Below are 14,169 nucleotides of genomic sequence, written 5' to 3' on the forward strand. Positions count from 1 at the left end.
ACAATTCCTCCAAAAAAGCCCTGCGAATCTATATTGACCCGCAAGGCTCTTCACACAAAATGCTTATTTATTTCTCAACAAGAAGAGATTTTCCTGTCATTTCCTTCGGCTGCTCCATTCCCATAAGCTGGATCAGAGTCGGAACGATGTCTGCAAGGCATCCGTTCTCGCGAAGTGTGTATTTCGGATCTGCGTTTACAAGGATAAACGGAACCGGATTGGTTGTATGAGCTGTCCATGGCTCACCTGTCTCATAGTTTACAAGCTGCTCTGCGTTACCGTGATCAGCGCAGATGAAGAGCTGTCCGTCAACCTCTTTGATCGCCTCTACAGCTTTTCCAACGCACTCGTCAACTGTCTCAACAGCCTTGATCGCAGCTGCCTCAACACCTGTATGGCCAACCATATCCGGGTTTGCAAAGTTGATGATGATCACATCATATTTTTCAGATTTGATCGCCTCTACAAGTTTCTCACACACTTCCGGTGCACTCATCTCCGGCTGCATATCGTATGTCGGAACCTTCGGGGATTTCACAAGGATTCTGTCCTCTCCCTTGTTCGGCTCCTCAACACCGCCATTGAAGAAGAATGTTACGTGTGCATATTTCTCTGTCTCAGCAATACGTGCCTGTGTCATATCATGAGCTGCAAGGTACTCACCGAATGTATTGTGAAGAAGAACTTTGTGGAATGCTACCTGTTTGTTCTGGATAGTATCATCATACTCTGTAAAGCAAACGAATGTAGTATCCAGTCTTTTAGCTCTCTCAAAGCCCTTGAAATCATCATCACAGAAAGCTCTTGTGATCTCTCTAGCACGGTCAGGACGGAAGTTAAAGAATACAACGGAATCCTTATCAGAAATTGTTGCAACCGGTTTGCCATCTTTCTCGATAACTGTCGGAAGAACAAACTCATCTGTCTTGTCATCATCGTAGGAAGCCTGAACTGCAGCTGCAGCGTCTGTTCCTTTTACGCCTTCACCCTGTGTAAGAGCCTTGTATGCAAGCTCTACACGATCCCAGCGGTTATCACGATCCATTGCATAGTAACGTCCGGAGATCACTCCGATCTCACCAACGCCGATCTCTTTCATCTTAGCTTCCAGCTGCTCTACGAATTCCTTACCTGATGCAGGCGGTGTGTCACGACCGTCCAGGAAGCAGTGTACGTAAACCTTCTTAAGTCCTTCTCTCTTAGCCATCTCAAGAAGTCCATAGAGATGTGTATTGTGGCTGTGTACACCACCATCAGAAAGAAGTCCCATGAAATGGATCGCTGAATCATTTTCTTTTGCATTCTTCATTGCTGCAAGAAGTGCTTCGTTCTTGAAGAAATCGCCATCCTGGATTTCTTTTGTAATTCTTGTAAGCTCCTGGTATACGATGCGGCCTGCACCCATGTTCATATGACCTACCTCGGAGTTACCCATCTGGCCATCCGGAAGACCTACGGCAAGTCCGCTTGCATTACCTTTTACAAACGGATAATCTTTCATCAGTCCGTCCATAACCGGTGTCTTAGCCTCGTATACAGCATTTCCGTCATGTCTGTCATTCAGTCCATAACCATCAAGGATCATTAATACGGTTGGTTTTTTGCTCATAATTTTCCCCTTCTTATCTTTGATCGAAAATCTGCCGCCCACATTTCGCCGGGATCGTTCCTGCTTTCTGTGTCTGACAGAATTCTTTTGTTTTCCATTTTATATAGTACCAAAATCCAGGAATTTTGCAACGTTTTCTTTGATAAAAATTTATCCTGATATAAATTTCCGAAAAGCGGACCTGCAAATTTCTGCGCTGATTTCCGTGGGAAATTTTTTAATTCTCATATACACGGATCATGGAAGAAATCTTTCTTACAGACGGGCTGTTCTCCAGCTCTTCCTTAACCTTGAAGAAAGCTCCCTCGCTTACCAGCTTGGTGATCACAACAACCTCTGCTGTATCCGGTCTCTTGCTCTCTTTCTGCATGATCTGTGCAACACTTGCCTGATATTTGGCAAAATACTCCAGAATCTCGGCAAGTACACCGCAGCGGTCCTCTACCTGAAGGCGGAGGAAGTAACGGTTATGAGTGTCTGCCATCTCTTTCACCGGAAGAGTCTTATAACAGGTGCAGCCTACACGTCCGCAGCAGTCTGCCTTCATATTGCGGACTACCTCAAATACATCACCCACAACAGCACTTGCTGTAGGAAACTCACCTGCTCCACGTCCGTAGAACATGGTATCTCCAACTGCATCACCGCGTACAAAAACAGCATTGTAGGAATCATTTACAGAAGCAAGCGGATGTTCTGCCGGAATCAGCATCGGGCATACATAAGCCTCAACACCGTCCTCCTGACAGCGCGCAACGCCCAGCAGCTTGATCTCGCAGCCCATCTCCTTAGCATAACGGATATCCTTGGCTGTGATCCTGGTAATTCCTTCTATATGAACATTATCCAGAGTGACTCTGGAATTAAAAGCAACGGAAGCAAGAATCGCAACCTTTCTTCCTGCATCGATACCTTCGATATCTGCCGTAGGATCTGCCTCTGCATATCCAAGTTCTGTCGCAAGGGCAAGGGCATCAGAAAATTCCATACCCTCCTGGGACATCTTTGTGAGGATGAAGTTTGTGGTTCCGTTTACGATTCCCATAACTTCCGTCACATGGTTGGCCTCAAGGCTGTTCTTCAGCGGACTGATGATCGGAATTCCGCCGGCAACTGCTGCCTCGAATAAAAAGTCTTTCTGCGCCTCCCCTGCTGTCTCCAGGATCTCTTTTCCATGAACTGCAATCAGATCCTTGTTAGCTGTTACTACATTCTTTCCTGCTTTCAGTGCGGAAAGGATGTATGTGCGTGCAGGCTCAATACCACCGATCAATTCGATCACGATATCAATAGAAGGATCTCCAGCGATATCATCCCAGTTCGTTGTAAGAATAGAAGGATCTTCTACTTTCTTAACTGCTTTTTCAAGGTTGCGCACCAGGATCTTTGTGATCTTTACCTGACATCCAAGCTTGGCTGTCATTTCCTGCTCCTGGTTCCTGATGACTTTATATACGCCTGTTCCTACTGTTCCCAGGCCAAGGAGGGCCGCATTTACGACTTTTTCGCTCATTTTCTGATGTCCCCTTTCATTTTTTTCCATTTTTTTATCAGAATTATCTCATATGTTATGGCAGAAAACGTTTTTTGTCAAGCTCCGGCATCGGAAGAAGCTCCAGCCAGCTTGCAAAAAGTCCTGTGATCAGCTCCTGTACCATGGCTTTGGATTCCGGTTCCAGTTTATCCAGACGCCATGCCATGGCAGCCAGACTTTTCACTCCTCCGTCCAGGATCTGCTGGATCGTCTCCGCCCCGGTGGCCTCAAGCACGGAAAAAAGCTCCGTGATCAGATGGGCTCTCTGCTCCTCATTCATGCCATCAATCCATTTATGAAGTCTCAGATCCATTGTCTCTGCTTTTCTGGTCAAACCTTCTTTTCTTATAAAAGAAGGTCCCATGATCTCCCAGGTAAAAGCATCGTGCTGCAGAATCCCTTTCTGCGTACTGCCTATGATCACCGGTTCTTTCTGGTGGGTAAGCAGCATACCGATCACAGATGCTTCCGGTATGATCCTCGTTACTTTTTTCAGGATCTTTTCTGTATCTCTTACATAAAAAAATCCTTCCGGGAATCCGGGTCCGTCATTATCATAAACTGTCAGGATCTTCTCCTGTATCTCTTCCTCACACTGCAGTGCAGCATACATGGCCAGATTTCCGCCTTTGGAATGACCGCCGATACGCAGCATGGACTGGATGTACCTGCCTTCTTTTTCCAGATATTCCAGCGCACGCTTATGGGATGGAACGATCCCGTTGCTGAGATTGAAATCTTCCTTCCATCCGGTAATGGTATCATCCGTGCCTCTGAATGAAATATAGACAGTTCCGTCTGGCAGTTCTATTGTCACAGCTGCAAACTGCTGTATCTCGCTTGACAGGATCTCATTGACAAAACCACCCACCCTGCATTTCCGATATCTGTCGGACCTGGCCATTTTTCTTAAGAGCTCTGGTATATTCTTCAGGAACGTGGTCTGGGCTTTAATTTTTTCGTCCTTTTTTTCTGCAAAAAAGTTCTCTGAAAGCTCCTCCAGATAAAGAGTATTTCCATCCTGTATCCCGCGGATACCATCCAGTTCAAGATAGGAAAAGCATGCCAGTATCAGATTGTCCACTTCATTAAACGGTGCCCGCTCAAAAGTAATATCGCCTCTCCAATCCAGATAATCCAGAATATTTCCCATAAAAACCTCCATAGATCAATCTATTATCTGTTTCCCATGGTTACAGCCTTACTCTTTATTATAATACCATAAATCCGGATCATTTACCCTGTTCATCAAGTTTTTTCCTGAGATATCGAATGTAATACAGGCATCCGCAGGCAAAACCCGGCATCAGAACAGCCAGACCTGCTGCTGATACAAGATAGATTGCCTTTCCATTTCCTCCTGTTGGTGCTCCGGCCACAAAACAGTAAAACATAGTAGCTGAAAAATAGAGCGTGATTACCACAGAAAAAAGTCTTCTTAAAAATTTCTTCATTGTCTCTCCTCTCCATAGTGTCTCTATAAGGACACTGTTGTAATTCCAATTTTACATTCATAATAAGTTTAATTCAAGGACGAATCGGACAGGATACACATATGATAAAATATGACAGATTTTGGGTGACTATGAAGGAACGCGGAATTTCCCAGTATGATCTCTATGAACATTATGAGATTACACGTTCACTTCTGGACAGACTAAGGAAAAATAAGAATATTGAGATTTTTACAATAGACAGGCTGTGCTCCATCCTTCACTGTAATATTGAAGATATTGTGGAACACATTCCTGATCCTGGTGAAAATACTGAAAATACAGATGAGCTCGAGAAAAAAAGTACTTCTCCTGAAAATAATAAAAACTCTCTCTGAAATTAACGGCGTTATGATGGCATGATCTGCACCGGTTGATTTCAGAGGGAGTTTTTGTTTAAAAAAGAAGGGGCCAAAGCCCCCTCTTCAGAGTTGATCTTAGTAGATCTTATTTGTAGTTTACGATCTTTCCGAAATCCGGTTTCAGGGAAGCGCCACCTACAAGACCGCCATCGATGTCAGCCTGAGCGAATAAGTCAGGAGCTGTTGCAGCGTTTACAGATCCGCCGTACTGGATACGGATCTCTGCTGCTGTAGCATCATCATAGATCTCAGCGATGCATTTACGGATATCAGCGCAAACTTCCTGAGCCTGCTCTGTTGTAGCTGTCTTACCTGTTCCGATAGCCCAGATCGGCTCGTAAGCGATAACTGCTGTCTTAGCCTGATCAGCTGTAACACCCTGGAATCCAACCTTAACCTGCTGACGGATGAAGTCCATTGTTACGCCCTGCTCTCTCTGAGTAAGTGTCTCACCACAGCACATGATCGGTGTGATGCCATGCTCGAAAGCTTTGAGCATTTTTTTGTTAACGTCCTCGTTTGTCTCACCGAAGTACTCTCTTCTCTCGGAGTGTCCAAGTACAACGTACTTAACGCCTGCATCTACGAGCATAGCCGGAGCGATCTCACCTGTGTAAGCACCTTTCTCCTCGAAGTACATGTTCTCAGCACCAACCTGGATGTTAGAACCTTTAGCTGCCTCAACAACAGGGATGATGTCGATAGCCGGTACGCAGAATACTACGTCAACTTCATCGTTAACAACAAGCGGTTTTAAAGTCTCAACAAGCTTTACAGCCTCGCTTGGTGTCATGTTCATTTTCCAGTTTCCAGCAATAATTTTCTTTCTTGCCATTGTTTTTATCTCCTTTTCGTGTTCGCGGAACACTTTATTTTTTATCAGTCTTTATCGTTAGCTGCTGCTACGCCCGGAAGCTCTTTGCCCTCAAGGAACTCAAGAGAAGCACCGCCACCTGTGGAGATGTGTGTCATCTTGTCGCCATATCCAAGGATATTTACAGCTGCTGCGGAATCACCACCACCGATGATGGTTGTTGCGTCTGTATCAGCAAGAGCTTTTGCAACTGCCTCTGTACCATGTGCGAAGTTCGGCATCTCGAAGCATCCCATCGGTCCGTTCCATACAACTGTCTTGGCATCTTTAACAGCGTCTGCAAAGATTTTCTCTGTCTCAGGTCCGATATCCATTCCTTCCCATCCGTCCGGAATCTCACCGCGTTTTACGATCTGGATATTGCAGTCGTTGGAGAAGTCATCACCGATTCTGTTATCTACAGGAAGAAGAAGTTTCACACCTTTCTCCTCTGCTTTCTTCATCATGTCAAGTGCATACTGAAGGTAATCATCCTCGCAGAGGGATCTTCCGATATGTCCACCCATAGCTTTGGAGAATGTGTAAGACATTCCACCACCGATGATCAGTGTATCTACCTTGTCAAGAAGGTTGTTGATAACGGAAATCTTGCTGGAAACCTTAGCTCCGCCAAGGATTGCAACGAATGGTCTCTCCGGATTGTTTACAGCGTTTCCAAGGAATGCGATCTCTTTCTCCATCAGATATCCTACAACTGCTGTCTTCACATATTTGGTAACACCTACATTGGAGCAGTGAGCTCTGTGAGCTGTTCCAAATGCATCGTTTACAAATACGTCGCAAAGGGAAGCAAGCTCTTCGCTGAACTTATCCTCGTTCTTTGTCTCTTCTGCACGATAACGTGTGTTCTCAAGAAGAACTACGTCGCCGTCTTTCATTGCTGCTACAGCAGCCTTTGCGTTCGGTCCTACTACCTCAGGATCTGCTGCAAATTTTACTTCCTGTCCAAGAAGCTCGGAAAGGCGAACAGCTACCGGTGCAAGAGAAAGCTCCGGTTTCGGCTCTCCCTTCGGTTTTCCAAGGTGGGAGCAGAGGATAACCTTTCCACCGTCTGCGATCAGTTTCTTGATTGTCGGAAGAGCAGCTACAAGACGGTTCTCATCTGTGATCTTTCCGTCCTGAAGCGGAACGTTGAAATCACATCTTACAAGTACTCTCTGTCCTTTTACATTGATATCGTCAACACTTTTTTTGTTCAGCATCTCTATATCTCCTTAACTTTTATTTCTGCAAAAGCAGATCAATAAGGGCGAGCGATATTGTTGTCCGCTCTGTTAACAGTCATTCCTCAGACATTTTTTTGTTTGGTCTTTTGGAAAAAAAGGGCCCGGTCCTCTTCAGACCGGACCCTTTCTGAGTCTATTCTTCTACACCCGTTCGCAGAAAATTAAGCGTTCAGAAGTTTTCCGAAGTGCTTGATTGTACGAACCATCTGGCTTGTGTAGGAGTTCTCGTTGTCATACCAGGAAACTACCTGAACCTCTGTTGTGCCATTCTCAAGTGGAAGTACCATTGTCTGAGTAGCATCGAAGAGGGAACCAAATCTCATACCAACGATATCGCTGGATACGATCTCATCCTCGTTGTATCCGAAGGACTCATTGGAAGCTGCTTTCATAGCTGCGTTGATCTGCTCTTTAGTAACGTTTCCTTCAACTACTGCTGTAAGGATTGTTGTAGAACCTGTTGGGGTAGGTACACGCTGTGCAGAACCGATAAGTTTGCCGTTAAGCTCTGGGATAACAAGTCCGATAGCTTTAGCAGCACCTGTGCTGTTCGGAACGATGTTAACTGCAGCTGCACGGGATCTTCTCAGATCGCCTTTTCTCTGCGGTCCGTCAAGTGTCATCTGATCGCCTGTGTAAGCGTGGATTGTGCACATGATACCGGATTTGATCGGTGCAAGATCGTTAAGAGCCTTAGCCATTGGTGCAAGGCAGTTTGTTGTACAGGAAGCTGCGGAGATGATCTTGTCCTCGTTTGTAAGACCCTGATGGTTTACGTTGTAAACGATTGTCTTAAGGTCGTTTCCAGCCGGAGCGGAAATAACTACGTGTTTAGCACCTGCATCGATATGAGCCTGAGCTTTGTCTTTAGATGTGTAGAAACCTGTGCACTCAAGAACTACGTCTACACCGATCTCTCCCCATGGAAGCTCTGCAGCGTTAGCCTTAGCATAGATTTTGATCTCTTTTCCGTCTACTGTGATGGAATCCTCGCCTGCTGTTACTTTATCAGCAAGAGCATATCTTCCCTGTGTAGAATCATATTTTAATAAGTGAGCAAGCATCTTAGGAGATGTAAGATCGTTGATTGCTACGATCTCAAATCCTTCTGCTCCAAACATCTGACGGAATGCAAGACGACCGATACGTCCAAAACCATTAATTGCAACTTTTACTGCCATGATAAATTCCTCCTATGAATTGAATGGTGATTTAAATCGTTCCTTTGTTAAAGAAACATCAACCTGTTTCATATTGTACCTAATTCCAAACAAAAATTCAAGAGCTATTTATAAAAAACCATATTAAAATAAATATTAAGAAAATTCCCGAAAAATGTGCTATAATTCTGTGATAGAAAGTTCTGTCCTGTTAAGTACCAAAACGGATATCCTTAATCCCACCAGTAACTTATCCGGCTGCGCAACAGACAGATAAAAACATTGTCACAGAATATAAAGACTTGAATATGGAGGTAAAACATGGACCAGAAAATTTTATGGGACTGCCATATGCACTCCTCTTTTTCCTCAGATTCCGATACTCCTATGGAAGAGATGATCCAGACTGCCGTAGAACAGGGGCTTAAGGGAATCTGTTTTACTGAACATTTTGATCCGGATTATCCTGATACTCCGGAGGATCTTGATTTTTCGCTGGATATCCCGGCATACCGACAGAAGCTTGAGAGTCTTGCAGATGCTTTTAAAGACCAGATCAATGTTAACTTCGGGATCGAGCTTGGGCTTCAGCCTCATCTTGCAGAATCTTTTTCCGGACTTCTGAAAGAAGTTCCTTTTGATTTCGTTATTGGTTCCTCTCACGTGGTGCATGGATATGATCCTTATTATCCTTCTTATTTTGCGGGTCGTAAGGAATCTGCCTGCTATATGGAATATTTCGAATCCATCCTGGAAAATATCGCTGTTTTTGACGAAATGGATGTATACGGACATATTGACTATGTAGTACGCTATGGTCCGAATCAGAACCGACAGTATTCTTATGGCCGGTACAAGGAGATCCTGGATGAGATCCTGCGTACGCTGATCCGAAAGAATGTGGGGATTGAGCTTAACACAGGCGGTTATCACTACGGGCTTGGAGAGCCGAATCCCTGCGTCAATATCATACGCCGTTACCGCGAGCTTGGCGGTGAGATCATTACGATCGGGGCTGATGCACATACTCCGGATAAGATCGGTTATGCCTTTAACAAAGCAGCTGAGGTTCTCCGTGAATGTGGATTTTCCTATTATACTGTGTTTAAAAACCGCCAGCCGGTTTTCCATAAGCTGTAGATTTTACTTATTATACTGATACTAATTCATTAAGGAGGAATATTTAATATATGTCAACAAAAAGACTCCAGAAAAAGAAAGCTGCCATGCAGGCAAAGAAAGAAAAGCAGCTGAAAAAGAATACCGCTGCTGCCGGTACCAGTGCCAGTGCTGTTAACTCTGTTGAAAATGCTAAAGTTGAGACAGAAAAAATTGAGACTGTGAAGAAAGAGCCTCTTAAGGTTGAGACTTCTAAGACTGAACCGCTCAAAGTCGAGACTTCCAAAACTGAGCCAATTAAAGTCGAGACTTTCAAGACTGAGCCAATTAAAGTCGAGACTTCCAAAACTGAGCCAATTAAAGTCGAGACTTCCAAAACTGAGCCGGCAAAAGTAACTACTTCCAAAACGGAACCTCTGAAAGTTGAGACTTCCAAAGAGGACACTGCCTACGATGCTCTCTACGAGAAGCGTCTGAACCGCTACTACAATGATCTGAAATGGCTCTACTGCGAGCTGTTCCGCGATCATCCTGAGGTTGCCGGCACATTCTCAAGCCTTACAAAAAAAATGAAAGAGATCTACCGCGAACGTTCTCTTTCCATGAAAGAAGCTGACCAGGCCTGCGCACAAAATCCTGACTGGTTCCGCAAAACCACTTTCACAGGAATGGCTGTAAACCCTGCTGATTTCGCAGATACCCTTTCCGGACTATCCAATAAACTGGACTATGTCAGCGAATGCAAGGCAGACACTCTGTACCTGACAGATCTTTTTCAGGCAACCTCCAACTGCTCTCTTCGCATTATCCCGGAAATCGGAACTTCCGAAGATCTGCACACCCTTGCAGCTAACTGCCAGAAAGCAGACATCCGCCTGGCCCTTGAGATCCCGTTAAGCCTTTCTGTGGATGATCCGCAGTCCGGTTCGCCATGTGTACTCCAGACTCCGGCATTCTTTAATGCAATGCTTCTCCAGATCCTGGAGCTTGCAAATGTGGGAGCTTCTGTTTTCAGCCTCGGTGTCCTTCCAATGCTGAACACCGAAGATCTCTGGAAGCTTCACTCCCTGCTTCGCATGACACGTATGGTCTGCGAGATCGTATGCCCGGGAGTTCTTCTTCTCGGAGAAACCGACCGTACTCCTGCCGAGGCAGCTGCATTTGGGGGAACCTCTGATATGCCGGAACTTCACATTGTAAACAGCACACAGCTGATGTCCGATATCTGGCACACCGTTGCCACAAAGGATACTTCTCTTCTTCGCCATGGAATCGACAAAACTGCCGCTCTTTCCCAGGCACCGGTATTCCAGAACTACCTCCGCAACCGTAACACCGTACGCTGGAATCTGGACTACGATTTCCTGAAAGACAGCTTCATCACAGAAGGCCCTCACAGAGATTATCTGAATGAATTTCTCTCAGGTACCTTCCCGGATTCCTTTGCCCGGGGTGAAATCTACATAAATACGGAAACTGAAGAATCTGAGCTCTGCGGTACAACTGCATCTCTTGCAGGAATCGAACGTTTTGACTACGAAGGCAATGCAGACGGTGTCAGCCGCGGAATCCGCTACGATGTAACCCTTCATGCTCTCCTTCTTTCCCTCCCGGGAATCCCGGTACTTCGAAGCGGAGACGAGATCGGACAGCTCAATGACTACACCTACAAAACCGATTCGTCCAAAGCAGCTGATCCACGCTGGCTCCACAACGGCCACTTCAACTGGGTCCTGGCCCAGAACCGTGCTGACGCCGAAACCATCCAGGGACGCATTTTCAACAGTCTGGAGCAACTGGAAGCCATCCGGAACAGTCACTCCGTATTCGCCCCTGAAATCCCGTCCCACACCCTGGAAACCTGGGACAAAGCTCTGCTCGCGCTGGTAAGAGAAACTGAGCAGGAAAAACTGATCTGCCTCTACAACTTCAGCGACCAGGACAAAGTCGCCTGGATCAACGAACAGGACGGTACTTACACCGATCTCCTCACAGGCGTTCAGAGAGACGCACAGGCTGTAGAAATCCCGGCATTTGGATTTATCTGGCTCATGCGGACCAAGTAACTGATTTGGCTTTTTTCCCACAACAAAAGGCACTGCCATTTTCTGCGCAGTGCCTTTTGTTCATTTTTTGTATTATTCTATTTTCTAAGTTTATCAATAAATATCGTAAATTTTCCCTGCTCCCCCTTATCCAGTGACCTGCTGTAAATATTCCTGAGCCAGTCTGTGATCACTTCGATAAAAATCGGCGAAAACGTCATAAGCAGAAATACCAAAATGATCATGCCAAACTCCAGTGAGCCCAGTGTCAGAAGATTCTGCAGAACAACCGCAGCCCCGAAAAAGATCACCTGCATACTGTAAATGATTACCTTTCGATAGCGGTTCAACGGCGCATATACTGTCTTTAACGCAGCCATATAGTTCCATCCTGTAACAAGGACACAGGCTGTATTCAGCATCAGATTAGAATGGTATACATTCTGACATACCAGCATTACAGTAAATACACATCCTGTAATGGTAACTGCAGCCGGAAAGGCATTCATAAACACATGTCGCAGGAAAGTGTGGTCGATCTTCTCATAGTTATTCTCCTGAGCCAGAAGAAATGTAGGGATACCAACTGCACAGGCACTGATCAGTGACATCTGGATCGGCTCAAACGGATAGTAATCCCCGAAAAAAATCGTAATCAGTGACAGCAATACAGAAAAGATCGTCTTGATCAGGAACATGGAAGCTGCTGTCCGAATATTGTTGACAACACGGCGTCCTTGGTTTACAATCTCCGGCATTGCCGCAAAATTGGAATCCAGAAGAACCACATTTGCAATATTCTTGGCAGCATCACTTCCCTCTGCCATGGCAATACTACAGTCCGCTTCTTTGAGAGCCAGAACATCGTTCACACCATCACCGGTCATTGCAACTGTATGCTTCTGTGCCTGGAGGGATTTCACCATTGCCTGCTTCTGCTGCGGTGTTACACGGCCAAATACACTGTATGTGGCAACTGCCTCATCCATCTCTTCCTGAGTGGTTATGGTGGTAGCATCTACATACTGCTCTGCATTTTTCAGCCCTGCGCGCTTCGCAATAGCTGAAACTGTCACAGGATCGTCACCTGAAATCACTTTCAGGTCAACACCCTGACTTTCAAAATATGCCAGCGTATCCGGTGCCTCTGCACGGATCACATCTGTAAGAAGGAGAAGTCCTACAGGCTCAAGTCCTTCCGGGATTTCAGTGCCTTCATTTACATTCTCACTGTGGGCAACAACCAGAACACGAAGTCCTTCTTCTGCAAAACTGCCACAGTACTCCATCAGTTCAGGATTTCCCTCCGGGAAAAGAAACTGCGCAGCCCCCATCAGATACGTTCCTGCATCTTTAAAAGCAGCTCCACTATACTTCCTGTCAGAAGAGAACGGGATCACATGATCCAGCTCCATATCCTGAGCCACCTTAAATCTTGCACGAAGCGCATCTGCAGTAGCATTCTGGTCTTTCAGAACAGAAAGAAGATTTCCCATGATATGCTCGATCTCCCGGATCTTCACAGTATCTTCCTGTCTAGTTTTCTCTGCACCGGTTTCAGCCTCCTCCTGTGGTAAGAGAATCGAACTCCCATCCTCTTTTGCAATCGCTTCCGCGGCTGAAACTGCTGAAGCTTCAGAAGCAGCCGAACCCTCAGTCAGCTCAGAACTCTTAGTTCCATCGTTATTCCTTTCTCCAGACTCGGTCTTATTTCCTGATGCTTCATCAGAAATCTCCTCATACACCGGCGGATAGCTCTCCACTGAATCCACACACATGGTTCCCTCTGTGATGGTTCCTGTCTTATCCAGGCAGAGTGTATCCACACGTGCCAGAGTCTCAATACAGTAAAGCTCCTGCACAAGCGTCTTCTTCTGTGCCAGTTTCAGGGCACCAAGAGTCAGGGCCACGCTGGTCAGAAGAACAAGCCCTTCGGGGATCATTCCAAGAACTGCTGCCACCATATTGACTACAGAATCCCGGATACTGTCTCCCACAAAATAATACTGTTTATAAAAAAGCATCGCACCAAGGGGCACGATAATAATACTGATCACCTTAAGAATAGCGTTCAGTGAATTACGAAGCTCTGAGTTATGACGCTTGAATTCCTTCGCCTCACTGGTGATCCTGGAAGCATAATTATCGCTTCCTACATGAATGATCTGGCAGCAGGCCTGACCTGCAGTTACAAAACTTCCGGAAAAAAGCTCATCCCCCGGATTCTTCGGCAAGTTATCTGCCTCGCCGGTAAGCAGGGATTCATTTACTTCCAGATTTCCTTCCAGTATCTTCGCATCTGCCGGTACCTGTTCCCCGGCCTTGAGGAAGATCAGATCATCCACAACCAGCTTCTCTGTGGATATCTTCCATTTTTTTCCTTCACGCAGAACTACAGTCTTGGATTCTGTCAGGATCGCCAGCTTGTCGATGGTCTTCTTGGCACGGATCTCCTGAATAATTCCAATTACCGTATTAATAAAAATGATTCCTACAAACATGGAATTCTTGTAGGAACCAACCAGCAGTACGAGAACCAGCAGCACCAGGTTCAGAAAATTGAAGAATGTAAGTGTATTCTCCAGAATGATCTGCTTATAAGTCCTGGTGTTGGGGTTTTCGTTATTATTTACCTGGCCCTGCGCAATTCTCTCCTGAACTTCTTCGTTCGTAAGTCCTGTCATGTGTCTACTTACCTGTCCTTTCAATGGCTTACGGTTTCCATTCGCGCGAAGCTTGCTCATGCC

Annotated in this window: 11 protein-coding genes; 3 read left to right on the forward strand and 8 right to left on the reverse strand. The window is 45.6% G+C overall.

What is annotated here, in order from left to right; all coding sequences use genetic code 11:
- Positions 1-67: 67 nt before the first annotated feature.
- The 4 genes from gpmI to AC04Q4_RS07700 all read right to left on the reverse strand — a co-directional run bounded on the left by gpmI (position 68) and on the right by AC04Q4_RS07700 (position 4,597).
- Positions 68-1,609: a 2,3-bisphosphoglycerate-independent phosphoglycerate mutase gene (gpmI, locus tag AC04Q4_RS07685; protein WP_476388807.1), complete on the reverse strand. Its 1,542-nt coding sequence runs from the start codon at positions 1,607-1,609 to the stop codon at positions 68-70.
- Positions 1,610-1,826: 217 nt separating this feature from the next.
- Positions 1,827-3,122 carry a homoserine dehydrogenase gene (locus AC04Q4_RS07690; RefSeq protein WP_178773208.1) on the reverse strand — a complete coding sequence of 432 codons (1,296 nt, stop codon included), beginning with the start codon at positions 3,120-3,122 and terminating at the stop codon, positions 1,827-1,829.
- Positions 3,123-3,177: 55 nt separating this feature from the next.
- Positions 3,178-4,296, reverse strand: coding sequence for an Mbeg1-like protein (locus tag AC04Q4_RS07695; RefSeq protein WP_476388808.1), 1,119 nt, complete (start codon positions 4,294-4,296; stop codon positions 3,178-3,180).
- Between the two features lie 79 nt (positions 4,297-4,375).
- Entirely contained in the window at positions 4,376-4,597 is a 222-nt protein-coding gene (locus AC04Q4_RS07700; protein ID WP_195456619.1) for a hypothetical protein, read from the reverse strand.
- A 101-nt stretch (positions 4,598-4,698) separates the two neighbouring features.
- Here AC04Q4_RS07700 and AC04Q4_RS07705 point away from each other — a divergent pair, with 101 nt between their 5' ends.
- Complete coding sequence (locus AC04Q4_RS07705) at positions 4,699-4,974, forward strand: helix-turn-helix domain-containing protein (RefSeq protein WP_173756646.1); 276 nt, start codon at positions 4,699-4,701, stop codon at positions 4,972-4,974.
- Between the two features lie 109 nt (positions 4,975-5,083).
- Here the strand turns inward: AC04Q4_RS07705 and tpiA are convergent, their stop codons facing one another.
- The 3 genes from tpiA to gap form a co-directional block, all read right to left on the reverse strand.
- Positions 5,084-5,833: a triose-phosphate isomerase gene (gene tpiA / locus AC04Q4_RS07710; RefSeq protein WP_021977259.1), complete on the reverse strand. Its 750-nt coding sequence runs from the start codon at positions 5,831-5,833 to the stop codon at positions 5,084-5,086.
- Positions 5,834-5,877: 44 nt separating this feature from the next.
- The gene (locus tag AC04Q4_RS07715; RefSeq protein ID WP_476388809.1) at positions 5,878-7,074 is read right to left on the reverse strand and encodes a phosphoglycerate kinase; all 1,197 of its coding nucleotides are present in this window, start codon (positions 7,072-7,074) and stop codon (positions 5,878-5,880) included.
- A 185-nt stretch (positions 7,075-7,259) separates the two neighbouring features.
- Positions 7,260-8,279 (reverse strand): type I glyceraldehyde-3-phosphate dehydrogenase, encoded by a 1,020-nt coding sequence (gene gap, locus AC04Q4_RS07720; RefSeq protein WP_021652276.1) that lies wholly within the window; start codon positions 8,277-8,279, stop codon positions 7,260-7,262.
- 300 nt (positions 8,280-8,579) lie between these two features.
- On the opposite strand from gap, the gene AC04Q4_RS07725 reads away from it, so the two are divergent.
- A complete protein-coding gene (locus AC04Q4_RS07725) occupies positions 8,580-9,398 on the forward strand; it encodes a histidinol-phosphatase HisJ family protein (RefSeq protein WP_476388810.1) in 819 nt (272 codons plus the stop codon).
- A gap of 50 nt (positions 9,399-9,448) precedes the next feature.
- Complete coding sequence (locus AC04Q4_RS07730; protein WP_476388811.1) at positions 9,449-11,443, forward strand: alpha-amylase family glycosyl hydrolase; 1,995 nt, start codon at positions 9,449-9,451, stop codon at positions 11,441-11,443.
- Between the two features lie 77 nt (positions 11,444-11,520).
- On the opposite strand, the gene AC04Q4_RS07735 is transcribed toward AC04Q4_RS07730, so the two are convergent.
- Complete coding sequence (locus AC04Q4_RS07735) at positions 11,521-14,106, reverse strand: HAD-IC family P-type ATPase (RefSeq protein WP_476388812.1); 2,586 nt, start codon at positions 14,104-14,106, stop codon at positions 11,521-11,523.
- Between the last annotated feature and the right edge of the window lie 63 nt (positions 14,107-14,169).

The organism is Blautia sp. HA8986 (assembly GCF_056504635.1).

Excerpts from the sequence above, each read along its gene's own strand:
- AC04Q4_RS07700 (WP_195456619.1), bottom strand. The coding sequence starts at position 4,597 with ATGAAGAAATTTTTAAGAAGACTTTTTTCTGTGGTAATCACGCTCTAT.
- AC04Q4_RS07690 (WP_178773208.1), bottom strand. The coding sequence starts at position 3,122 with ATGAGCGAAAAAGTCGTAAATGCGGCCCTCCTTGGCCTGGGAACAGTA.
- AC04Q4_RS07735 (WP_476388812.1), bottom strand. The coding sequence starts at position 14,106 with ATGACAGGACTTACGAACGAAGAAGTTCAGGAGAGAATTGCGCAGGGC.
- AC04Q4_RS07705 (WP_173756646.1), top strand. The coding sequence starts at position 4,699 with ATGATAAAATATGACAGATTTTGGGTGACTATGAAGGAACGCGGAATT.
- gap (WP_021652276.1), bottom strand. The coding sequence starts at position 8,279 with ATGGCAGTAAAAGTTGCAATTAATGGTTTTGGACGTATCGGTCGTCTT.
- gpmI (WP_476388807.1), bottom strand. The coding sequence starts at position 1,609 with ATGAGCAAAAAACCAACCGTATTAATGATCCTTGATGGTTATGGACTG.
- AC04Q4_RS07695 (WP_476388808.1), bottom strand. The coding sequence starts at position 4,296 with ATGGGAAATATTCTGGATTATCTGGATTGGAGAGGCGATATTACTTTT.
- AC04Q4_RS07715 (WP_476388809.1), bottom strand. The coding sequence starts at position 7,074 with ATGCTGAACAAAAAAAGTGTTGACGATATCAATGTAAAAGGACAGAGA.
- tpiA (WP_021977259.1), bottom strand. The coding sequence starts at position 5,833 with ATGGCAAGAAAGAAAATTATTGCTGGAAACTGGAAAATGAACATGACA.
- AC04Q4_RS07730 (WP_476388811.1), top strand. The coding sequence starts at position 9,449 with ATGTCAACAAAAAGACTCCAGAAAAAGAAAGCTGCCATGCAGGCAAAG.
- AC04Q4_RS07725 (WP_476388810.1), top strand. The coding sequence starts at position 8,580 with ATGGACCAGAAAATTTTATGGGACTGCCATATGCACTCCTCTTTTTCC.